This window comes from Alcanivorax sp., assembly GCF_040118815.1.
GTDB lineage: Bacteria > Pseudomonadota > Gammaproteobacteria > Pseudomonadales > Alcanivoracaceae > Alcanivorax.
In genome coordinates, this window is sequence record NZ_JBEDTC010000006.1 from 172,439 (window position 1) to 193,157 (window position 20,719).

Below are 20,719 nucleotides of genomic sequence, written 5' to 3' on the forward strand. Positions count from 1 at the left end.
GGTTGCCGTGCCGGGGTGCGGTTTACTGGTTGGCCACCGCTGTCATGTTTACCCGATCCAGCATGCGTTCTTCGATACGGTCCAGGCGTGCGCGGCAGTCGCGGAAAGTGCGGCTGATGCAGGTGGTATTGGCCACCATGTCCAGTTTGGGCCAAGTGGCTTGTTCGCCTTTACGGATATAGTTTCGCACATCTTGCAGCGTGGGGTTATTCAGAACACGCAGGGCGTTGAGTGGCTGGCGGGGCGGGATCATGTTGATGTCGCCGATATACTTCTGCGTCACCATGCTTTTCGCTTTGTCGATCATCAGTCCCATGTCGTTGGACGCCACCCGGCGTTGTACCAGTTGCAGGCCATAGCGCAGGTTCATGGACACATTGCGCAGAGCCCAGTCGCCTAGGGTGCTCAGGGAGCTGTCGGTGTTTTCGTTACGGGACAGAAACGGCACTACATGGGGGTTGGTCTGGCTGACGATGGAGTGGTTGACGCCATAGAGGCGTGCCAGTCGACGGATGGGCAGGTCGTCGACGATGGAGCCATCCACGAATTTGCGGCCAGGGATGTAGGGAACCCGCTCCCCGTCGATGTTCTTGGCCCACAGGGAGACCGGCGGATAAATACCGGGAATCGCACAGGAGGCCAGCGAGGCCTTGCGGATCAACACATTGGGCGAGGTGCGCCAGTTCAGCAGGCGGGCATGCTGATTTCGGTCGTAGGGGCTCACGGTGATATTGATTTCACGGCCGGTGTGCCGGTAGGCCTCTTCGAAGGTCATGTCGGTGATGTTTTCTTCGAGGCACGCTTCCAGGTGGTCGCCATCCAGTACCGGGGTGCCGCGGACCAGGCCTTTCCAGCCCAGCACCTTGAAGGCTTCCAGGTAAATGTTCTCTGGCTCCAGTTTCACCTTCAACTCTTCGTCGTTGTGGGTGCCGACTACCGAGCCAATAATGCTGCCGGCGCTGGATCCGGAAATCACTGAGGGCAGTAGGTTTTGTTCCCATAGGCAGCGGGCCACACCGATGTGGAACAAGCCAAGAGCTGCCCCGCCAGAGAGCATCAGACAGCTTTGCCCGAAGGCGTTGCCGGTGGTTTCAAAGAAATCGAGCTTTTCTTTGAGTCCGAATTCCTTGAGGTTGCTGTCACACAAGTAGTTCAGCGCGGTAGAGACTTCGCTCAGATAGTTTTCGATCAAGCGCTTGGTGCCCACGCGGCTGTGCTGGTAAAGGCGCGGGTTGGAAATATTGCCCAGATTGCCGTGCAGGCCTTCGTGCAAATGGAAGACCAGCTTGTTGACGTCGTTGCGCTCGCGGGCCTGACGAATCTGCCAGAGGCGGTTACGAATCAGCTCGTAATCGTAATAGGGTGAACGGTCGACTTCCTTCCAGTCATCTGCGCCGGAAAGGCGGTCGTGTTCTTGGCTGGCTTCGTACCATTCGTCATAGCTCGTCGCGTTATCGATGGCGCGTTCAAGCTGTTTGAGGGTGCCTTTCATTGAGGCTCTCCACCATTCATTGTTGTCATTGAGTGATGTCAGTATAGACACGGGAAGAGGTCAGGTTTAAGGGCTTGTAGGACAAAAAGTACTGAGAGACAGATAAAAGTGTCTGTTTTTATGAGTGTATTTGCTCATTGCCGGGCATGGCCCGGTATTGACCCGGGGTCATGGCGGTGTGGCGTTTGAAGCTACGCTGGAAGGAGCGGATATCGGAATAGCCTAGGGCGGCGGCGATATCGGCCTGGGGTAGAGCGGTGGTGGTGAGCAGGTGTCGCGCCTGTTTCAGGCGCACGTCATCGAGCAGTTTTTGCCAGCTCTGGTCTTCGTCGGCCAGCCGACGATGCAGGGTACGTACGTTCATGCCCAGCCGCTCGGCAACGGTTTCCTTGCGGGGCAGGGAATGGCCAATGGCATCCTGAATGCACTGTTTAACCCGCTGGCTGAGCTTGGTGTCCACGCCCAGCTGGTTCAGCTGCTGGATAGCGTGAGCTTCCAGGGTACAGAGCAGGAGTGGATCGGGTTGGCGTATGGATTGTTGCAATAATTGCGGCGCGCCTACCAGGGCGGAGCAGGGTTGTTCGAACAACACATCGCAGAGAAACACACGCCGGTATTCGTCTACCTGGGCGGCTGATGGGGTGGGGTGTTCCAGCCACACCTGGTCTGGCGCGAGCTGGTCGTTACCGGTGAGCCAGCGGGCATAGCGTACCCAGGAGCCAAGCACGTTATCGATCAAGTGCTGGCGAGCGGGTTGCTGACGGTACAGGCAATCCCAGCGGATGGCGACCTGGTGGGCATCGACGGTGGTGTCGGTGGTGCCCATGTCGCCTACCAATTTTTCGTACAGGCTGACTTTCGACAGCGCTTCCTGCAGCGTACTGGCGCTCATGGCGATATAGCCGATCACATTGTAGGAACCGGGCTGTACAAACTCGGAGGTGTGCAGCCCGAACAGGGGGTCGGCGGACTGTTTAATCAGGGCGTGCAACAGGGTCTGAAAATCCTGCCCATGGATGCGGGTATCTGGCTTTTGGATATGTGTTGGGTCCAGATCGGCAAGCTGCAGCGCCGCGGCGGTATCCAGCCCACGGGCTTGCCCGTGAGCCAGATACTGCTGAAGTGCTGCGCTACAAATCTGGCCCAGTGCGTCCATGGGGATGCTCGATCAGTTCAGTTCAAAGGTGATTTGTACCTGGGCAGAGATTTCGGTTTCGCCAGCCCGGTAGCTGTCTGCCGCACCGCTTTCCTTGCTGCGTGCCATCATCATTACCGGTTGTGGATGGTGAATACCCTGAGCGGTGATCTGGAAGGCTTCCCCCAAGTCACGGTCTGCGGCTTCGGCAATGAGTTCTGCTCGTTGGCGGGCATCCGCGACGGCTTTCTCCAGGGCCTGATTACCCAGTTCGTCGCGGTTGCTGACTTCCGCGCCAGCGGGGCGGATGTTGCGTACGCCCTGTTCCGCCAGCCCTTCCAGTAGTTCGGCATAGGTGTCCAGGCCGTTGACCTTGAAGCTCACGTCGCGGCTGACTTGGTGGCCAATCAGTTTGCGCTCTGGCTGATATTGCCATTGAGGGGAGACACGCATGGTGCTGGCTGTGATGGATTTTTCTTCAATATCCAGATCATCGGCCAAGTCCAGCATATTACCGACGGCGTCATCCACGCTGTCTTTCATGCCAGCAATGTCATCGCCGTTTTCACTGGCGGTGGCGACTACGAGGAAGCGATCCGGCTGGGCATTGATTTCACCGCTACCGGATACGGTAATGCTATCGCGGGTGGTATTGATGGTGGTGTTATCACAGCCGGTCAGGGTCAGTGTGCCGGCGATCAATAGCGCCGCGGCGGATACAACTTTCATGATATCTCCTTGGGAGCCGTGCAGGCGGCAAAGCTCTATTTTGCTTATCGGTCAGGTTTACGCAACTCATGTTGTACAAAGGGCCTGTGCAACCGTTTCGCATTACAAAATGCAGGGCAATGGCCCCCTTGGTTGTTGGTCCGTTAGCCCCTATCATCGCAGCTCGTGAGGCAGAGGCAATCGGTGAGTACGGTAATGAGTTCAGCCATGGATAAATCGGAACAGCAGATTCGACAGCACCTGGGCGATTTTATTCCCGAGGACCTGGGTGTCAGCCTGAATCAGATCAATGGCATCAGTGCGTTTGAGTTAAGCGAGACTGCCGTGACGACCACGGTGACACTGGGGTACCCCTGCGCCAGTATTCGTGACGCGCTGATCGACGCCATTCACGCACATATGGCACCGGTGTTGGCGCAACGGTCCCTGTCGGTGACGGTGGCAAGTCACATCGTGTCGCACCGGGCGCAAAGCAGCCTGCCGGCGCGGGACCAGGTCGCCAACATCATTGCGGTGGCGTCCGGCAAGGGCGGGGTGGGCAAATCCACCTCGGCGGTGAATTTGGCGCTGGCGTTGCAGGCAGAGGGTGCACGGGTGGGCTTGCTGGATGCGGATGTGTTCGGCCCCAGCCAGCCGTTGATGCTGGGGTTGCCGGATGGCACGCGCCCACAACTGCTGGAAGGTAAGTTCTTTGTGCCGGTGGATGCCTACGGCTTGCAGACCATGTCCATGGGCTACCTGACGACACAGCAGACGCCAGTAGTATGGCGTGGCCCCAAAGCCAGTGGCGCGCTGGTACAGATGATGGAGCAGACGCGCTGGCATGAGCTGGACTATTTACTGGTCGACTTGCCGCCGGGAACCGGCGATATCCAGCTGACGCTGGCCCAGAAAATTCCGGTGGCAGGGGCGGTGGTCATCACCACGCCGCAGGATATCGCTTTGCTGGATGCCATTAAGGGCGTGGAAATGTTCCGCAAGGTGGATATCCGGGTGCTGGGAATTCTGGAAAACATGGCCATGCACGTTTGCAGCCAGTGCGGGCACCAGGAAGCTATTTTTGGTCAGGGCGGTGGCGATAAAATGGCGGCGGACTACGATACTGAAGTGCTGGCGGCGTTACCCCTGTCGCTGCGTATCCGCGAGCAGGCAGACAAGGGCGAACCGGTAATGCAGGCGTTCCCCGACAGTGATGAGGCTGCCCTCTACCGATCGGCTGCCCGGCGTCTGGCGGCGCGGCTATCACTGACCGAAGCCGGCAAGCGGGCGTTTCCCAATGTGACGCAGCATTGAATAAACGCCGGATGTGGGAGGCGGGTTGGCTGCGTCCGGCATCTGGCGCCCGGCGCCCGGCGTCTATACCATTGGCCGCTTGAACGCTCTAACTACTCTGGAACATTGAGGCGTAAATGACTATTAAATCGGATCGCTGGATTTCCCGCATGGCCGCCGAGACAGGCATGATCGAGCCATTCCAAACCGGGCAGATTCGTGCGGATGAGAACGGTGAAAAACTGATCTCCTACGGCGTGTCCAGCTATGGCTACGATGTGCGCTGTGCCGACGAGTTCAAGGTGTTCACCAATATCCATTCCGCTACGGTGGACCCGAAAGCGTTCGATGAGCGCAGCTTTGTGGATGTGAAAGGCGAGTATTGCATCATTCCGCCGAACTCATTTGCCCTGGCGCGTACGGTGGAATACTTCCGTATTCCCCGCAATGTGCTGACCATCTGCCTGGGTAAATCCACCTACGCACGGTGCGGCATTATCGTTAACGTCACGCCGCTGGAACCCGAATGGGAAGGGCATGTGACCCTGGAGTTTTCCAACACCACCACCTTGCCGGCAAAAATCTATGCCCACGAAGGGGTGGCGCAGATGCTGTTCTTCGAATCCGATGAGGTGTGTGAAACCTCGTACATGGATCGGGGCGGCAAGTACCAGGGCCAGCGTGGTGTGACCCTGCCACGGGCCTAGTGGGCCGCTTGCAAAATTAGGCGAACAGTTCGCGTCGCCAAAGCGCCCAACTCTGCGTTGGAAAAGTTTGAAATAAGCCCACTATTCCTGCTCTTTTCCGCTTGGGTTTGAACGCGTTGGCTGCGCTCCTTTGCTGCCGAATTTTACAAGCAGCCCACTAGTCTGAGGTGGGTGCTGAGTCCGGGGCGAGCTCCGGGCCGTTGTAGTCGATCATGATCATTTCGGCTTTCAGCAGGGTGCTTTCAATGTGCTTGGCCTGTACCACCATGTAATCCAGTTGCGGCGCTACCCAGAACAGGGTGCGCCGTTTTTCTTTGCTGTCACCGGTGCGTTTCTTTTCCACCAGCAGTGTGTCCAGTTTGCCTAGTGGTGTTTTCAGGGTTTCCCGGTCGATCACTTCAAAATGATGTTCGCGCACTTTGTCGCCATACACGCTGGTCACGGAGTAAGACTTGTCGCCGGTGGCAAACACGCAGCGCCCGCGTAGAAGAATGGTCAGCTCATCCAGTGTGTTGTTGGGGATATTCAGGCTTTCGCTATCGTCTTCGGATTCGTTGTGTACTCGTGGCGGATTCCACTCAAAATCCATGTGATGAAAACGCCGCTGACCGAAGCCCTTGAACTCGTGCACATAGCGAGCTGTGCGCGGCTGGCAGTCACGCCAGTGAAAGTAACTTTCCTCGGTGTTGCTGAGCAGAAACGATTTCGCCTTGAGCAGCATGTGGTAGTAGTCGTCGCCCTCCGCCGGTTCCAGTACCAACTCGGCTTTGACCGGGGTGGGCAGCTTGTTCACATAAATACGAAATTCGGCAGAAAAGGGGGCCAGCGGTTCGCTGGCGGTGGCCAGACTGCTGGCCAGCACCAACAAGAGTGAAATTAACCGCACGCTCAGAGTCCTTTCAGTGATTGCAGGGTCATCAGGTGTTCGCCGTCGTCGTTCTTCTGCATCAGTTGCACCAACGTATAGTCATGGCCCGGTGCGAACCACATGTAGGTCTGTCGTTCGCTGTTTTTGCCACGCTGGCGTTGCACTTTCAGCGTTTCTATCTTGTCGCCGTCGATGGTTAGTGTTTCCGGGCCAGTGACGGTGTAGTGGTGAGTTTTCTGCGCGCGTTCATCGGCCACTTGCAGCTCTACCTCTTTTGCGCCGTCGCGCAACTCACACTGCAGGGCCAGTGAGACCGAGAGCTCGTCGGTGGCGTTGTCGCTTACGTCATAGCTACGCATGGGTTTGTCGGTGCGTTCGCTGGCGGCCACGCCGGTTTGGCGATCGATATGCAGTTTGGCTTCTTTAACCTTGCCCAGGCCGCGACGCTCGTAACCGTAGTAATTGCTTAGCGGGGTGCAGCCTTGCCAGTTGAACAGGGCGGTTTCGCGAATTTCGCCGAGCCAGTTCTTGGCGTGGACTTCCATTTTCCAGAGTCCGTCCTGAACTTGGCTGAGGGAGCGGGTGGCGACGATGCTGAACGGGATACCTTCGCTTTTCAGGCGGTAGTCCAGGCGAAACGTTGATGGCGTTTCGTCCGCGATGGCTGCGGAAGAAACGGTCAGGGTTGCCAGCATGATGCCGGCGAAAATCCGGGGGGTGCGTAGGAGGTTACGCCAGTGCGTAACCCTGCGCAGGGAGTGGCTTCCCATCCAGTACGACTCCGTTGTCAGTCAGCGCCAGTCTATCTTGTGCGCGCCATTGCAGCACTTGGGGATAGAGCAGGTGTTCGCGTTGTTGTACACGCTTGGACAGAGAATCAACGGTATCGTTCGCATGTACTGCAATGGGGGCCTGGGCAATCAACGGTCCGCCATCCAGTTCTTCGGTGACGAAGTGAATGGAGCAGCCGTGTTCGCTGTCGCAGGCTTCAAGCGCGCGGGCATGGGTATTCAGCCCCCGGTATTTGGGCAACAGGGAGGGGTGAATGTTGATAAGCCGCCCGGCGTAATGACGGACAAACACGGCTGACAGAATGCGCATAAAGCCGGCCAGCACCACGGTATCCGGGGCGTAGGGTGTGAGCACCTCGATCATGGCCTGATCGAACTGCTCCCGGTCCGGGTAGTCGCGGTGATCCAGGCTGGCCGTGGGTATGCCCGCCTGCGCGGCCCGTTCCAGGCCGGCAGCACTGGCGCGGTTGGAGAAGACCACGGCAATTTCGGCGTCTAGGGTGCCTGCTTTTTGGGCATCCATGATCGCTTGCAGGTTGGTCCCTGAGCCGCTGATCAATACCGCCAACCGGTGTGTCACTCTGGCAGCCCGTCCAGCACCACGTCTGCTTCGCCTTCACCGGTCTGAATTTCGCCGATCAGGAAGGCGTCTTCGCCTTCGGCTTCCAGCAGGGCGAGGGCGTCGTCAACGTGGCTGGCAGGCACGGCAATGACCATGCCCACGCCGCAGTTGAAGGTGCGGTACATCTCAAAGGCAGGTACCTGGCCTTCCTGCTGCAACCACTGGAAGACGGCCGGGAATTCCCAGCTCTTGGTGTCGATCACGGCACGGACGTTGTCCGGCAGCACCCGCGGCAGGTTTTCTGGCAGGCCACCGCCAGTGATGTGTGCCATGGCGTGGACGGGCACCTGTTCAATCAACTTGAGTAGCGACTTCACATAAATCCGGGTGGGTTCCAGCAGGTGCTCGATCAACGGTTTGCCGTCCAGATCGATGTCAGTGTCTGCCTGGGCCATGATGCGACGGATCAGGGAGTAGCCGTTGGAGTGAGGGCCGGAGGCGCCCAGAGCAATCAGCTTATCGCCGGCTTCCACCTTGCTGCCATCCAGTACGCCGTCTTTTTCCACCACGCCCACGCAGAAGCCGGCCAGATCGTAGTCTTCGCCTTCGTACATGCCGGGCATTTCCGCCGTTTCGCCGCCGATCAGCGCACAGCCGGCCAGTTCGCAGCCTTCGCCAATGCCGGTGACCACGCTGGTAGCGATGTCCACGTCCAGCTTGCCGGTGGCGTAGTAATCCAGGAAGAACAGGGGCTCGGCCCCGCCCACGATCAGGTCGTTAACGCACATGGCGACCAGGTCGACGCCCACTTTTTCATGACGGTTGTGGTCGATGGCCAGTCGCAGCTTGGTACCAACACCGTCAGTGCCTGCCACCAGAACCGGGTTCTTGTACTTGGTGGGCAACTCGCACAGGGCGCCGAAACCGCCGAGACCGCCCAGCACTTCCGGGCGACGGGTCCGCTTGGCAACAGGGGCGATGCGTTTAACCAGCTCGTTACCGGCGTCGATATCGACACCTGCGTCACGGTACGTCAGTGGCCGTTTCTGTTCGGTCATGGGGGGCTCCGGGTTGGTGAAGGCGCGTATTCTAGCAACGGGCCTGCCCGCTGGGGAACCTCTGCGTGACGCCTTGGCGCGTTAAACTCAGGGAAAGCGGGTTTCGTGCGACAGAGAAGGTCGCTTCGCTCAGTGATTTGCCCGGTAATTTGCCGGAAACGGGTTCGCGTGGCTGAGGTGAATAGGTGATAATAGCGCGCTTGAATTTTCGGTTGGAATGAGCGCCCATGCGTTTTATTGGATTGTTGGCCTTGTTGTTGGGATGGAGCCTGCTGGCCCAGGCGGAATCGCTGGATACAGTGCAGGTGCCGGTAGATGGCCGTGGCGATGCGCAGCGGCAGGACGCGCTGGCCGAGGGCCTGGAGCAGATGCTAGTGCGTCTGAGCGGGCAGCGGGATGTACTCAATGAGGCGGTGGCCAGTGAAGCCGCTTCGCAGCTGGATCGTTGGGTGACCCGCTACGATTACAACACGCTGGATGATGGCAGCAGTGCCTTGCAGGCCCGTTATGACGTGAATGGCCTGATGGCCTTTATGGCAGACCAGGGCGCATCAGTGTGGGGCATGCCCCGCCCCCGGGTGCTGCTCTGGTTGGTGGATCAGGGCGCAGGCCGTGGCGAAATGGTGGTGAAAGGCCACCCGCTCTATGCGCAGTTGGTTGCGCAAGCCCAGCGACGTGGCCTAACCCTAGTTATCCCGCAGTGGGATAGCCAGGATCAGGGGCGCCTGAATGTGGCCGACATCCGTGGCCGTTTCGATCAACAATTGCGTGATGCCTCCCGCCGTTATCCCCACGAGCTGATTGCTGCTGGGGTGCTGTACCAAGGGGAGCCGGCCACCGTGAGCTGGCGAGTCCTGAAGGACAAAAGCACACTGGAAGATGGCCGGGAGAAAACGGCGAACAACGAGGAGGCGGTCACTGCGTTGATCGACCGTGTCACCGATCAGCTGGCCGCCCGCTATGCGGTGAAAGGCGCAGTAAGCGATTTGCGTACCCTGTTGGTGGTGGATCAGGTCGACCAGCTGCAGGACTGGTTCACGTTACAGCAGTTTCTGGCGGGCCTGAGCGGAATGCGTCGAGCTTCACTGGTACAGGCCTCCGCTACCACGCTGACCTTTGGGCTGGATTTCAGTGCCAGCGACGAGCAGCTGCGCAACCTGTTGGAACTGTCTCCCCAGTTGCGCGACTGCCCGGATCCGGCGGTGGCCGGCCCCCAATGGCATTACTGCTGGCGTTGATTCGATGAGTGCGCAACTTCCCCTGGCCCTGCAACTTCGCGAGGGCAATGCCTTGGATAATTTCCACGCGGGCCCCAACGGCGCAGCGGTTGCAGGGCTGCGTGAGGCGGTGCAGGGCGCTGACCGGCAGGCTTTTTTCTGGGCGGGTGATGGGCAAGGGAAAAGCCATTTGCTGGAAGGGGCGGTGCGTCTGGCTCAACACAACGGCTTGGATGCCTGCCTGCTGCCCGCCAGCGAAATTATCCCACTGGTTCCCGATGTGCTGGAGTCCATGGAGCAGTTTGGCCTGTTGGCCATTGATGATTGCCAGTTGTTTGCCGGTCTGCCGGCCTGGGAAGAGGCGCTGTTTCACCTTTATAACCGGTTGATGTCCCTGGGCGGGCGGCTGCTGGTTACCGCCAATGCGTCTCCCGGCGCCATGGGCCTGATGCTGCCAGACCTGGCCACGCGCCTGGCGGCGGGGCCGGTTTACCGGCTGATGTCACTGGAGGACGAAGATTTACAGGCGCTGCTGCAAGAAAGGGCCAAGGCGCGGGGGTTGCGGCTGGAACCGGAAGTGGCCCATTACATTGTCTTGCGCAGTGAGCGTTCCGCTGGTGCCTTGATGGCATTATTGAGCGATCTGGACCATCTGGCCCTGGCGCAACAACGCTCTGTCACGATTCCCTTTGTCAAGGATGCGCTGGGGTGGTAAAAAAGGGCGCTTAACGAATAAATAACAGTTCGATACCTAAATTGGCGATATGTTTCGCTTGATTACATTGGGTTGCACGCTCGTGACTCGTTCGTCAGACGACACGATGCAGATATTTGTGTACCCGAAAGCGCAAGATCCACATTAGAACAATAACGCCAGGCAAAAAGCCTGCAGGAGAACAAAATGCGCCACTTTGGGCTACAGCAGTGCCTTGCTGGTTGCGCCTTGGTTTTTGCGGCCACCTCCCATGCGACCGTTTATCAAATCACTAACACTGCTGATGCAGCGGTTACGATTGTGGCCGTGGATGACGATGGCACCGACGGCGTTTGGGATAAAAATACCCACTGGGACGTGACGACTAGCAACGCCGGTGGTACCTGCACGTTGCGAGAAGCCCTTTATGCCAGCAATTACCGTATTGCTGTGGGGGCCTGTGAGGCTGGTGGCGCCAGCGACACCATTGAACTCCAGGAAGGCAAGGTTTATACGCTGACCGAGGGTGAACTGCCCATCGGCAATGGCGAGCAAATCAAGTTCACCGAAGACACGTCGGTGGATCCGCCCAAGACTACGGCCGATATCGAGCCCCAGTCCAACCAGGTCAAATTCGACCTGATTCTCGATGCTTTCGAAAAGCCGGAAGGCAAAACCCTGCCGGTAATCACTGCAGCCGGTAATTCCCGTTTGATTCATGTCTATGATGGCGGCGCCATGTCGCTGACCAATCTGGAGCTGACCGATGGCAATGCCGGTGTGGACAACGGCGGGCTGATCTATGCCATGGGCCCGGTCATCATTGCGTCGAATGTGTCCATGAATCAGGGCATGGCAACGAACGGTGGAGCCATGTATCTGGAGGAAGGTTCAGGCCTTGTCTTCAGCGCCGGGGGGCGTTTTGAAAATAATGTGGCCACCGGTGTGGGCTCTGTAATTGCCTCCTCGGATACCTTCAATGGCTCGATTATTGGCTACGATTTTTATATGGCCGATAACGAAGCCGGGGTCGGCGCTGTCGATGCCGGCACCATTCACCTGAACGGGGACCCGGATGCCACGGTGACTTTGGAATTGGCCAACGGCATGGTGGTCAATAACACCGGTGGTGTGCTTAACGTGGTTTCCACTGATCACGTGGCTATCTTGGCCAACATGACAATTGCCTTTAATGACGGTGTCGCTCTGACGTTGGCGCAAACCCAGTTTGATGACCCTGCCGATGCGGTTAGCCGCGATGTTATTCTGCACACTGTGATGGTGGGCAACAGCGTCGGGGGTATTGCTGCCGCGTGTGCCGGCCCTGTGCTGGACGGCACGGCCAGCCCGGCAGACGCGGCAGCGCGCCTGTTGTTCACTATTACCGACGATGTTAATTGCCCGGATCCGGAAGAGCAGACCCTGGGCACGCCGGTGACCAACAACCCCAACACCGCACAAGCCGATGTGTTTCTTGGTAAGGATCGTGCGGCCTGTACGGGCACCGGTGCGGGTGCCTGTGAGCTGATGACCGCTGAAGAGATCGGCGGGCCTTACCCGGGCTTGCTGCCCAACCCGACGCCCGCCGCGTTGATGGGTGACCCCATGGCGCCCAGCCTGTTTGATCGTGCCAGTCCGGAGACGGCGACGGTGGATCAATGTGAATCCACGGATAATCGGGGTAATTCTCGTGGTGGCCCGGGTGGCCGTTGTGATGTGGGTGCGGTGGAATTCCTGCGAGCCCAGGCGCAACCGGATGAGATCGATCTGATCAGTGGTCAGTCAGTATTAGGTGATGTATTGGAAAACGACCGCAATGATACGGAGGTGGATTGCGGGTTGTTGGAAGACGTGGTGGTGAGCGACGGGGTGTGTAATGTCGGCGAGACGGCGTGTATTACAGACGCCATTCAGGACCGTTGCTTGGTGGTGGTTGCCCAGCCAGATCGAGGGAGTGCCCGTGTGGAGATTGATGCGCAGGGTTACCCTCGCATTCGCTATACCCCGGAATCGTCTTTCCATGGGGTCGACCAGCTACGTTATGAGGTCGACAAGGACGCCTTTTTTGGTGGCACGGACCTGGGGCAGAACCAGAGCGAAATTACCAACCTGGTGGCTGAACCCGCCAGTGGATTAACCGAGAAAAAAAGCATTGGTGCCCAAGGCGGCGTGATGCTGGTTATTCTCGCTCTGGCAGGGCTGATACGTCGCTATCGCTTGTCTGCCAAAGGGATGCTGGCGCTGGTGTTTGCCTTGTTCAGTGGCCCTGCGCTGGCGGTGGATATTGAGGTGAATTCTCTTGCCGATCAATTTCCGCCCATCACCAACGATGGTAAATGTACGTTACGCGAAGCGCTGGAAAATGCCGGCGGGTCGGGCAGCCCGGACTGCGCCTATGGCGGGAACTCGTCTGACCGGATTCTTATCCCCGCTGGCGAGATTCACTTGGCGACAACCCTGATTGTTGAGGGTGGCAGCGTGGAGTTGGTGGGTAAAGGTGTGCGCGATGAAGACCCTGCCGATGACGAAGAGACGCAGACACGCATTATCGGCAATGGCACGGAACGTTTGTTCGAAGTAGAACCGCCGAATCTGAGCTCCGGCCATCCCGGTATCACGTTCCGCTATTTAACCCTGGAAGACGGGGTGGCTACGGGCAGTGGTGAAGCCGGCAGTGGCGCTGTGATTACCACCGGTGGCTCGGTGATTTTCGATCGTGTGGTGATTACCAATAACCATGCCGATGCCTCAGCCGGGGTGGCCTTTGTGCGCTCCAATGCGGGTAATGAAAAACTGGTGACCTTCAATCGCGCCTATGTGCATAACAACACTGCTGGTGTGGCCGGGGGCGTGGTCTCAACCACCACTCAGAACAATGACAGCGTCAAGGTAGCACTGATCGACAGCACCTTTGAGGGCAATACCAGTGTCACCAAAGGGGGCGTGCTGGATGCCAATATCAATGCCGGTTCCGTGACGGTTTCCAACAGCACCTTTGTCGATAATATGTCGGCCCAGGGCGCGGCGCTGGATCTGTCCAACATCGTGGTGGGCGCCACGATAATGAACAGTACCTTCATGAATAATGCTGGCGGTGGCTTAGGGATTGATCTTGGTGATGCCCCTTCCGATATCCAGATGGCCAACAGCATTTATTTCGACAGTGGGGCGGCGTGCACCAGCGGTGCGACGGTCTTTCATGAAAGCCACTACAACGCCTTTTCCGATGCGGCCTGTGGGGCAACAACGGAAAGCAATAATCAGCCGTCGCTGGGTAGTGCCGATTTGGACGCTGCAGTGAGCGGCGAAGAGGGGGTGGCAGATGATTATACGCCACCGTTCCTGTCCATGAGCGACCCTGAGAACGATGCGATCTTGGTGGACAAGGGGAATGATGAAGCCTTGGTTAGCGGGACCGGCACCCCTTTACGTTGCCGCGCCACGGATTTGCGCGGTATTTCCCGGACGTCCGGTGGCCGCTGTGACCTGGGGGCTTTCGAGTACCAGAAAATCACCGCCGGTGATGACGAAGCCAGCAACCAGAATCGCCCGGGTCGTCAGGTGGCCGTGGATATTCTGGATAATGATCTTGCCAGCGATGGGGCTGAGATTGTCTACCTGGATGACGTGGACCCCTCCCTGTTTTTGGATAATGTTTTCACCTTTGAACATGCTGAACCGAATGGCGCGGACCCTGTGGAATATGTCGGTACCGGTGATCCCTATCAGCAAGATATGAGTGAACGCACACGTTTTGAATTGAGTAACCCAGCCAATCCGGATGCGGACGGCGCGGTCATCGAGTTCGTCTGGCTTTACTATAACCCGGATAGGGACGGTTATGATTTGCGCTGTGGCGAGCCCATTTCCCAGAAAGTCATTGATGCCAACCCGGACCTGCTGGAAGACGGGGATGTGGCCGATGAATGTGTAGTGCTCTTTACGCCACCGACCACAGCGGGCTTTGAGACCAATGTATGTCAAAGTACCGACGATAACCCGCTGAAAATGGCCTTCCTCTATACCTTCACAGACAGCAATAATGTATCCGTGAATACGAGCGACGCGGCAACGGTGGTGATGACCATCAACGACAAGGCGCCGACCCTAGACAGCCAGTCGAAAATGAACGAGCCGGGCGCAACCGTCGTGTTTAACCTGACGGCCTCAGACCCGGATGACCCGGATGCGGAAATTGATTGGAGCAATTACGATATTTCCGTCAGCCAGGCGCCCAGCTTCGCGAAAAAAGATGAAAACGGCAATGTGGTAGGCGCCGGTTTGTTTATCGACAATGACAACGGCACCGTTACCTATATTCCGCAAAGCAACTTCAACACCTTCAAGGATGTGTTCACCCTCACGGTGGAAGACACCGACTGTGGTAGATTGTCCCGACAAACCACATTTACGGTGTCTTACCCCAACGATGAAACCTCCGCCGGTTCAGGCGGCAGTATCGGTTGGGCCATGCTGGGCGGCTTAATGCTCTTGCTTCGCCGTCGAGTGGCGGCGTAGTACCCGGCGCAGTGTTTCCCATACCAGCGCCCCAAACAGCATACTGACCATCAGCAACACCAGCTTGGGAATGTCCATCAGCGTCCAGAACAGGATATCAATGCTGGTGGGCTCCAGGTTCTGAAACACCACAGTGATAGCCATGATCACCAGCAGAATTTGCAGTGCTCCCATGGGATGCGTCATCAACCAGTGCCCGGTTTTGCGGCCGCCGCGGGCCACCAGTGAAGGTTTCTTGGCGGTTTTGTCATCCATGTTTATCTCCTTGCTGTCTCTCGACTCTAGTCCAACTCGTGCTTGTCTCGCTACCTCCCTATACTCTGTCTATCAGTAGAAAGGAGAGGTGAATGGATATCAGTGCCGGTTGGGATCTTGTGGTGATTGGTAGTGGCCCTGCGGGTGAAGCGGCGGCCATGCAGGCGGCCAAGAAAGATCTGAAAGTGGCGATTGTCGAGGATCAATCGACGTTAGGCGGGAACTGCACTCACTGGGGCACGATCCCCTCCAAGGCGTTGCGGCATCAGGTGCGTCAGGTGATTCGCACCCAGCGAAACCCCTTGCTACGAGGCATTATCAAGCCACGTGAAATCCGCTGGCAGGACTTGATTGCCCGAACCCAGGAAGTGATCGACTCACAGGTGCAGGTGCGGACCGACTTTTATGTTCGCAACCGGGTCACCGTGTTTACCGGGCGTGGTGAGATTCTGTCTCCGCAAGAAGTTCGGGTCGATGACCATGCAGGCCGTCAGCACTTGCTGAAAACCCGCAATATTCTGGTTGCCACGGGGTCGCGTCCCTACCATCCGGATGATGTGGACTTCTCGCACCCGCGCATCTACGACTCCGATAGCATTCTGACCATGGATCATACGCCGCGACATATCCTCATTTATGGCGCCGGGGTCATCGGCTCGGAATATGCCTGTATCTTTACCGGGCTGGGCATTCGGGTGGATCTGGTGAACTCTCGTGAGCACTTGCTGGATTTTCTGGACACAGAAATTTCCGATGCGCTCAGCTATCACCTGCGCGAGCAGGGCTGCACGATTCGGCAGGGTGAACACTACAAACGGGTGACGGCGGACGAAGAAGGCGTGACCCTGGAATTGGAATCCGGCAAGAAACTGCGCGCGGATGCCTTACTGTGGTGTAACGGCCGTTCCGGGAATACGCAGAAGATTGGCCTGGAGAATGTGGGTGTTGAAGCCAATAGCCGTGGGCAGCTCAAGGTCAATGAGCGCTATCAGACAGAGGCTGACACTCTCTATGCAGTGGGCGATGTGGTGGGCTGGCCCTCACTGGCCAGTGCCTCCTACGATCAGGGGCGCTTTTGTGCCGCCGCTATTGCGGGTGATGAGGTACGCCAGGTCACGGATGTACCCACGGGCATTTATACCATTCCGGGTATCAGTAGCGTTGGGCGTACCGAACAGGAGTTAACGGAAGCCAAGGTGCCGTATGACGTGGGCCAGGCTTTCTTCAAAAATCTGGCCCGGGCGCAGATCACCGGTGAACGGGTGGGCATGCTGAAAATTCTGTTTCATCGCGAAACGTTGGCGGTGTTGGGTATCCACTGTTTCGGCTATCAGGCTATGGAAATTGTCCATGTGGGGCAGGCGATCATGCGCCAGCCGGGAGAAAATAACACGCTGGAATACTTTATTGACACGACGTTCAACTATCCGACCATGGCAGAGGCCTATCGGGTGGCTGCGATTAACGGCTTGAACCGGATCAAGCGGTAAAGAGAGTTGAAAGTTCAAAGATGAAAGTTGAAAAGTGCGAGGGTTTCCCGGTTTTACCGGCAGGCCCTTTGCCCGCGACTGCTTGCGTAAAAGTCGCTAACAAAGAGTAGAGCTTTCCAGTCAATAGCGCGGCTCAGGCGGGGTGCATTCGGAGTGTCCACGGTCTCCGCGCTTTTCAACTTTCAACTGCGCTATCTCTGGTGTTTCCCCGCTTCAATAAAGAATTCCCGGTTGCGTTGCCGGGCCTGGCCGTTCTTGCGGACCAGTACTTGGGTGGCGCCGCTGCCGCCGCGATTGGCCGGTGTGCTGTGAAAGGCCAGCACCAAGCGGCTTTCTTCCAGCCAGTGCATCACATAACTCTTCAGAAAACCGGGGCGTTCGCTATGTAATCCCTTGCCATGGCTGATCAGTACGGTGCGCATGCCATTATTGTGGGCATTCTCCAGAAACTGCTGCACCAGGTTGCGGGCATCCATTAGGCGAACGCGGTGCAAGTCCAGCACATCCTGGGGTTCATACTTGCCCAGCCGTAATTTGCGGTACACGCCTTCCTGAACGCCATCCTTTTTTAGCCCGACGATGTCCAGTGGCCCGATTTGCGGCACTTGTTCAGGGACCGTCAACGGATTGTTGTCTTTACGGTCGTCCACGGCGGCGGCACGGCGCAATTGTTCACGGATGGACGGTTCGCGACGGGGGGCGCGTTCCTGGACCCGGTTGTCCGGTTTTATCGGCGTCACATCCGCCATTTCCTGACGAAACAGATCATCGTCGGAGGCCATGGAACTGCTCCACAAAATTCATCGTATCTCCCTTGCATGGTACACAAAGCCGGCGGAGACTGGGAGTAACAGGCTCCCTGAGAAGGAGGGATGTGATGGAACGTCGACGATTCAGCCGGCCCAGGCTCCGCGTTAATGTGCGGGTGTGTGCCGATCAGCGGCCGATTGGCCATATCCTGAACATTACGGACCAGGGCGTTTGCCTGGCGGGTAAAGGCGTACCACCACAAACGGTGCAAGCGATGGTGCTGAAGTTGCCTTTCAATCTGTCCGGGCAGCGCGAGTTGCATGTAAATGCGGAGCCGCTATGGCACCGCTATCTGGATAATGGCCATTGGCGAGGCGGGTTTCGTCTTGCGACGGATGAGGAGACGGCAACCATGCTGTCTACGCTGGTAAGCCGTTACGGGGATTAGCGGGAGCGGGTGAGCAGTGATTGCCCACGAGGCGAACGGTTGCTGCAAGGGCGACAAGCCATAGCAGCAACCGGGCCCCATTTATTCTGTCGCCCTTAAGAGGTCTAAATTCTCAAGTGGTCCAGAAGGAGACGTAATCAGTAGGCCTGTGGACGTTGGCGGTCCCGGCTTTCCTCTCCTCCCTCATCATCATGTCTGTGACGCTTGGCGTCTCGTTTGCGGCGCTCACGTTCTGCGCGCTTGTGCTCTTCTTCCCACTCGTTCGGGTCGTAGTCATCAAATTGGCGACGACTCATGGTGCCACTCTCTTTACAACGTTAAAGGATGCTTGCCGTTTTGCAGGCCAGCCCCGTAGGTAATGCTACGAACGCGGCCTGACATTGGGATATATAGCACTAAAAAGTGGGGGGTAGAAGGGAAAAGGGGCACCATTTATCGGTGCCCCGACATCATTGGGCGATGGCGCGGGAATCAGCCGCCGTAAGTCTGATCCAGATAGTCGAGAATGGCCTCGGATTCGAACAGTTCCTTGCCGGTATTCGGGTCTACCAAGTAGGGCACTGCGATTCTGCCGGCCCGCGCCATCAGATCCACCCGGTTGCGCTGGCTGGGGGCATAGTCCATATCGAGGCGTTTGCGCATGATGGGCAACACCCAGTCCTGCCATTGATCGCGGCCGCACTGGCGTAGCAGATAGGGCAACTGCAGCTCCGTTAATCGTTCACGGACCAGGCGGGCAAAGGGGCTGGCTTCGAAGGAATACAACTCCAGCGGTTTCTTCGGCGCCTGGCTGTCCAGGCAACGGATGCCGTGGCTGCCACGAGGGGCAGAAGCGGCCACCGCAGCGGCGGTGCGCAGGCGCAGTTGCCAGCTCTTGGGGGCAGGGCGGCCGCCATATTGCTGGTAGAGATAATCGATGATGGCCGCGGATTCATACAGGGCTTCGCCGGTGTTGGGGTCCATCAGGTAGGGAAATTGCTGTTTGCCACCCAGCCGTTCCACCAGGGGGGATACCGGTCGCCGCCTTTGGGGCAGGGGAACACCATGACGTCCAGGTCCAGGTCGGTGAGAGCTTCGCGAACCAGGCGGCAGAAAGGGCAACCTTCCATGTCGTAGAGCTCCAGCGGCTCCTGCGGGCGGTTACTGTGGCCCTTGCTGGCAATGCCTCGGCCCTGTTGCAGCGTGGAAGACAGCAATGAACGAAAAACCTCTGTGCCGTGTGACATACCGGATACTCCTGAAACGAATTGCCGCGACCTTACCATGTGTTTGCGGGCATTCATTGGCCGCACTGACGCGTGTTTTTTCAACGACTTGCCGCCTTGCCCGTTCCGCTCATGGGCACTGTTAACTCATGTCATTGAGACATTGGAGTGGCTGGGGCACTCTTGCCACCCTATACCGGGCAACAAGGGAGTGTTCAGAGACTCCCACGCCCTTCATAACCCGTCAGCCCAATGCTGATACATGCCTGAGGCAAGAGGAAGGTTCCATGACCGAAGCCTATATCTATGATGCCATTCGTACTCCCCGTGGTCGGGGTAAGAAAGATGGTTCTTTGCATACGGTTAAGCCGCTGGATCTCGTAGTAGGCCTGATCGATGAAGTAAAAGAGCGTTTCCCGAATATGGATACCAACCGCATTGATGATGTGCTGTTGGGTGTGGTGACTCCGGTCGGCGACCAGGGTGCCTGTATTGCCAAGACAGCGGCCCTGGCCGCAGGCCTGCCGGATACCGTGGCGGGTTATCAGTTGAACCGTTTCTGTGCGTCCGGCCTGGAAGCGGTGAATACCGGTGCCCAGAAAGTGGCATCCGGTTGGGATGACCTGATTCTCGCCGGTGGTGTGGAATCCATGAGCCGTATTCCCATGGGCTCTGACGGTGGTGCTTGGGCCATGGATCCAATTACCAACTACGAGACTGGTTTTGTTCCCCAGGGTATTGGCGCAGATTTGATCGCCACCATCGAAGGCTGGAGCCGTCGTGACGTGGATGAGTTCGCTGCTCAATCCCAGTCCCGTGCTGCTAGCGCCTGGGAAAAGGGCTATTTCGAAAAATCGGTAGTGCCGGTGAAAGACTTGAACGGCATGACCGTTCTGGATCGCGACGAGCACGTTCGTGCGGGTACCACTGCCGATGCACTTTCTGGCCTGAACCCGTCTTTCGCCATGATGGGCGAAATGGGCGGTTTTGATGCGGTTGCTCTGCAGAAGTACCACTGGCTGGAAAAGATTAACCACGTTCACCACGCGGGTAACTCCTCCGGCATCGTAGACGGTGCTTCCCTGGTGGTGCTTGGCAACGAGAAAGTGGGCAAGGATTACGGCATGAAGGCCCGTGCCCGGGTTGTTTGCACGGCGATCAGTGGCGCCGATCCCACCATCATGCTCACGGGCCCAGGCCCGGCTGCCAAGAAGGCGCTGGCAAAAGCCGGCCTGAAAGCTAGCGACATTGATCTGTGGGAAATCAACGAAGCCTTTGCGGCGGTCGCCATGCGCTTTATGAAAGACATGGGTATTACCCCGGACATCACCAACGTCAATGGCGGTTCCATCGCCATGGGCCACCCGCTGGGTGCCACCGGTGCCATGATTTTGGGTACCGCACTGGATGAACTCGAGCGCCGCGACAAGAAGTTCGCATTGTGCACCTTGTGTGTGGGCGGTGGCATGGGTATCGCCACCATCATCGAGCGTCTGTAAGCCGCGTTGAACGATTTCGGAGTAAAGAT

19 protein-coding genes and 1 pseudogene are annotated in these 20,719 nt (G+C 57.7%); 8 read left to right on the top strand and 12 right to left on the bottom strand.

Going from position 1 to position 20,719, the window contains the following annotated elements:
• Positions 1-22: 22 nt before the first annotated feature.
• The 3 genes from ABNH18_RS04765 to ABNH18_RS04775 form a co-directional block, all read right to left on the bottom strand.
• Positions 23-1,492 carry a DUF3336 domain-containing protein gene (locus ABNH18_RS04765; protein ID WP_349381707.1) on the bottom strand — a complete coding sequence of 490 codons (1,470 nt, stop codon included), beginning with the start codon at positions 1,490-1,492 and terminating at the stop codon, positions 23-25.
• Between the two features lie 118 nt (positions 1,493-1,610).
• Complete coding sequence (locus tag ABNH18_RS04770; protein WP_349381708.1) at positions 1,611-2,648, bottom strand: AraC family transcriptional regulator; 1,038 nt, start codon at positions 2,646-2,648, stop codon at positions 1,611-1,613.
• A 12-nt stretch (positions 2,649-2,660) separates the two neighbouring features.
• Positions 2,661-3,356 (bottom strand): SIMPL domain-containing protein, encoded by a 696-nt coding sequence (locus ABNH18_RS04775; RefSeq protein WP_349381709.1) that lies wholly within the window; start codon positions 3,354-3,356, stop codon positions 2,661-2,663.
• A 207-nt stretch (positions 3,357-3,563) separates the two neighbouring features.
• Here ABNH18_RS04775 and apbC point away from each other — a divergent pair, with 207 nt between their 5' ends.
• Positions 3,564-4,649, top strand: a complete 1,086-nt coding sequence (gene apbC / locus ABNH18_RS04780) for an iron-sulfur cluster carrier protein ApbC (protein WP_349381710.1) — start codon at positions 3,564-3,566, stop codon at positions 4,647-4,649.
• 116 nt (positions 4,650-4,765) lie between these two features.
• Complete coding sequence (dcd, locus tag ABNH18_RS04785) at positions 4,766-5,335, top strand: dCTP deaminase (protein ID WP_349381711.1); 570 nt, start codon at positions 4,766-4,768, stop codon at positions 5,333-5,335.
• A gap of 157 nt (positions 5,336-5,492) precedes the next feature.
• Here the strand turns inward: dcd and ABNH18_RS04790 are convergent, their stop codons facing one another.
• The 4 genes from ABNH18_RS04790 to purM are packed head-to-tail and all read right to left on the bottom strand — an operon-like array spanning position 5,493 to position 8,614.
• Entirely contained in the window at positions 5,493-6,221 is a 729-nt protein-coding gene (locus ABNH18_RS04790; protein WP_349381712.1) for a DUF3108 domain-containing protein, read from the bottom strand.
• A gap of 2 nt (positions 6,222-6,223) precedes the next feature.
• A complete protein-coding gene (locus ABNH18_RS04795) occupies positions 6,224-6,898 on the bottom strand; it encodes a DUF3108 domain-containing protein (RefSeq protein WP_349381713.1) in 675 nt (224 codons plus the stop codon).
• Positions 6,899-6,932: 34 nt separating this feature from the next.
• The gene (gene purN, locus ABNH18_RS04800) at positions 6,933-7,574 is read right to left on the bottom strand and encodes a phosphoribosylglycinamide formyltransferase (RefSeq protein ID WP_349381714.1); all 642 of its coding nucleotides are present in this window, start codon (positions 7,572-7,574) and stop codon (positions 6,933-6,935) included.
• Positions 7,571-8,614: a phosphoribosylformylglycinamidine cyclo-ligase gene (purM, locus tag ABNH18_RS04805; RefSeq protein ID WP_349381715.1), complete on the bottom strand. Its 1,044-nt coding sequence runs from the start codon at positions 8,612-8,614 to the stop codon at positions 7,571-7,573. Before purM ends, purN begins: the two co-directional genes overlap by 4 nt.
• 227 nt (positions 8,615-8,841) lie before the next feature.
• Between purM and ABNH18_RS04810 the strand changes: the two genes are divergently transcribed.
• The 3 genes from ABNH18_RS04810 to ABNH18_RS04820 all read left to right on the top strand — a co-directional run bounded on the left by ABNH18_RS04810 (position 8,842) and on the right by ABNH18_RS04820 (position 15,043).
• A complete protein-coding gene (locus tag ABNH18_RS04810) occupies positions 8,842-9,852 on the top strand; it encodes a DUF8605 domain-containing protein (RefSeq protein ID WP_349381716.1) in 1,011 nt (336 codons plus the stop codon).
• Between the two features lie 4 nt (positions 9,853-9,856).
• Positions 9,857-10,546 carry a DnaA regulatory inactivator Hda gene (gene hda / locus ABNH18_RS04815; RefSeq protein WP_349381717.1) on the top strand — a complete coding sequence of 230 codons (690 nt, stop codon included), beginning with the start codon at positions 9,857-9,859 and terminating at the stop codon, positions 10,544-10,546.
• A 186-nt stretch (positions 10,547-10,732) separates the two neighbouring features.
• Positions 10,733-15,043, top strand: coding sequence for a choice-of-anchor Q domain-containing protein (locus ABNH18_RS04820; RefSeq protein WP_349381718.1), 4,311 nt, complete (start codon positions 10,733-10,735; stop codon positions 15,041-15,043).
• Here ABNH18_RS04820 and ABNH18_RS04825 read toward each other — a convergent pair.
• The gene (locus tag ABNH18_RS04825; protein ID WP_349381719.1) at positions 15,008-15,298 is read right to left on the bottom strand and encodes a LapA family protein; all 291 of its coding nucleotides are present in this window, start codon (positions 15,296-15,298) and stop codon (positions 15,008-15,010) included. The genes ABNH18_RS04820 and ABNH18_RS04825 overlap by 36 nt on opposite strands.
• A 92-nt stretch (positions 15,299-15,390) precedes the next feature.
• Between ABNH18_RS04825 and sthA the strand changes: the two genes are divergently transcribed.
• A complete protein-coding gene (sthA, locus tag ABNH18_RS04830; RefSeq protein ID WP_349381720.1) occupies positions 15,391-16,788 on the top strand; it encodes a Si-specific NAD(P)(+) transhydrogenase in 1,398 nt (465 codons plus the stop codon).
• A gap of 191 nt (positions 16,789-16,979) precedes the next feature.
• Here sthA and smrA read toward each other — a convergent pair whose 3' ends face one another.
• Entirely contained in the window at positions 16,980-17,570 is a 591-nt protein-coding gene (gene smrA / locus ABNH18_RS04835) for a DNA endonuclease SmrA (RefSeq protein WP_349381721.1), read from the bottom strand.
• Positions 17,571-17,665: 95 nt separating this feature from the next.
• Here smrA and ABNH18_RS04840 point away from each other — a divergent pair, with 95 nt between their 5' ends.
• A complete protein-coding gene (locus ABNH18_RS04840) occupies positions 17,666-17,986 on the top strand; it encodes a hypothetical protein (RefSeq protein ID WP_349381722.1) in 321 nt (106 codons plus the stop codon).
• Between the two features lie 137 nt (positions 17,987-18,123).
• Here ABNH18_RS04840 and ABNH18_RS04845 read toward each other — a convergent pair whose 3' ends face one another.
• The 3 genes and pseudogenes from ABNH18_RS04845 to ABNH18_RS04855 form a co-directional block, all read right to left on the bottom strand.
• Complete coding sequence (locus tag ABNH18_RS04845; protein WP_323774173.1) at positions 18,124-18,282, bottom strand: hypothetical protein; 159 nt, start codon at positions 18,280-18,282, stop codon at positions 18,124-18,126.
• 175 nt (positions 18,283-18,457) lie between these two features.
• A complete protein-coding gene (locus tag ABNH18_RS04850) occupies positions 18,458-18,949 on the bottom strand; it encodes a glutathione S-transferase N-terminal domain-containing protein (protein ID WP_502876774.1) in 492 nt (163 codons plus the stop codon).
• A pseudogene (locus tag ABNH18_RS04855) lies at positions 18,929-19,269 on the bottom strand (glutathione S-transferase N-terminal domain-containing protein); the annotation flags it as partial. The pseudogene ABNH18_RS04855 and the gene ABNH18_RS04850, both read right to left, overlap by 21 nt.
• A gap of 209 nt (positions 19,270-19,478) precedes the next feature.
• Here ABNH18_RS04855 and ABNH18_RS04860 point away from each other — a divergent pair.
• Positions 19,479-20,690 (top strand): acetyl-CoA C-acetyltransferase, encoded by a 1,212-nt coding sequence (locus tag ABNH18_RS04860; RefSeq protein WP_349381725.1) that lies wholly within the window; start codon positions 19,479-19,481, stop codon positions 20,688-20,690.
• Positions 20,691-20,719 lie beyond the last annotated feature (29 nt).

Excerpts from the sequence above, each read along its gene's own strand:
- ABNH18_RS04765 (WP_349381707.1), bottom strand. The coding sequence starts at position 1,492 with ATGAAAGGCACCCTCAAACAGCTTGAACGCGCCATCGATAACGCGACG.
- ABNH18_RS04770 (WP_349381708.1), bottom strand. The coding sequence starts at position 2,648 with ATGGACGCACTGGGCCAGATTTGTAGCGCAGCACTTCAGCAGTATCTG.
- ABNH18_RS04775 (WP_349381709.1), bottom strand. The coding sequence starts at position 3,356 with ATGAAAGTTGTATCCGCCGCGGCGCTATTGATCGCCGGCACACTGACC.
- apbC (WP_349381710.1), top strand. The coding sequence starts at position 3,564 with ATGGATAAATCGGAACAGCAGATTCGACAGCACCTGGGCGATTTTATT.
- dcd (WP_349381711.1), top strand. The coding sequence starts at position 4,766 with ATGACTATTAAATCGGATCGCTGGATTTCCCGCATGGCCGCCGAGACA.
- ABNH18_RS04795 (WP_349381713.1), bottom strand. The coding sequence starts at position 6,898 with ATGCTGGCAACCCTGACCGTTTCTTCCGCAGCCATCGCGGACGAAACG.
- purM (WP_349381715.1), bottom strand. The coding sequence starts at position 8,614 with ATGACCGAACAGAAACGGCCACTGACGTACCGTGACGCAGGTGTCGAT.
- ABNH18_RS04810 (WP_349381716.1), top strand. The coding sequence starts at position 8,842 with ATGCGTTTTATTGGATTGTTGGCCTTGTTGTTGGGATGGAGCCTGCTG.
- hda (WP_349381717.1), top strand. The coding sequence starts at position 9,857 with ATGAGTGCGCAACTTCCCCTGGCCCTGCAACTTCGCGAGGGCAATGCC.
- ABNH18_RS04820 (WP_349381718.1), top strand. The coding sequence starts at position 10,733 with ATGCGCCACTTTGGGCTACAGCAGTGCCTTGCTGGTTGCGCCTTGGTT.
- ABNH18_RS04825 (WP_349381719.1), bottom strand. The coding sequence starts at position 15,298 with ATGGATGACAAAACCGCCAAGAAACCTTCACTGGTGGCCCGCGGCGGC.
- sthA (WP_349381720.1), top strand. The coding sequence starts at position 15,391 with ATGGATATCAGTGCCGGTTGGGATCTTGTGGTGATTGGTAGTGGCCCT.
- smrA (WP_349381721.1), bottom strand. The coding sequence starts at position 17,570 with ATGGCCTCCGACGATGATCTGTTTCGTCAGGAAATGGCGGATGTGACG.
- ABNH18_RS04840 (WP_349381722.1), top strand. The coding sequence starts at position 17,666 with ATGGAACGTCGACGATTCAGCCGGCCCAGGCTCCGCGTTAATGTGCGG.
- ABNH18_RS04845 (WP_323774173.1), bottom strand. The coding sequence starts at position 18,282 with ATGAGTCGTCGCCAATTTGATGACTACGACCCGAACGAGTGGGAAGAA.
- ABNH18_RS04850 (WP_502876774.1), bottom strand. The coding sequence starts at position 18,949 with ATGGACCCCAACACCGGCGAAGCCCTGTATGAATCCGCGGCCATCATC.
- ABNH18_RS04860 (WP_349381725.1), top strand. The coding sequence starts at position 19,479 with ATGACCGAAGCCTATATCTATGATGCCATTCGTACTCCCCGTGGTCGG.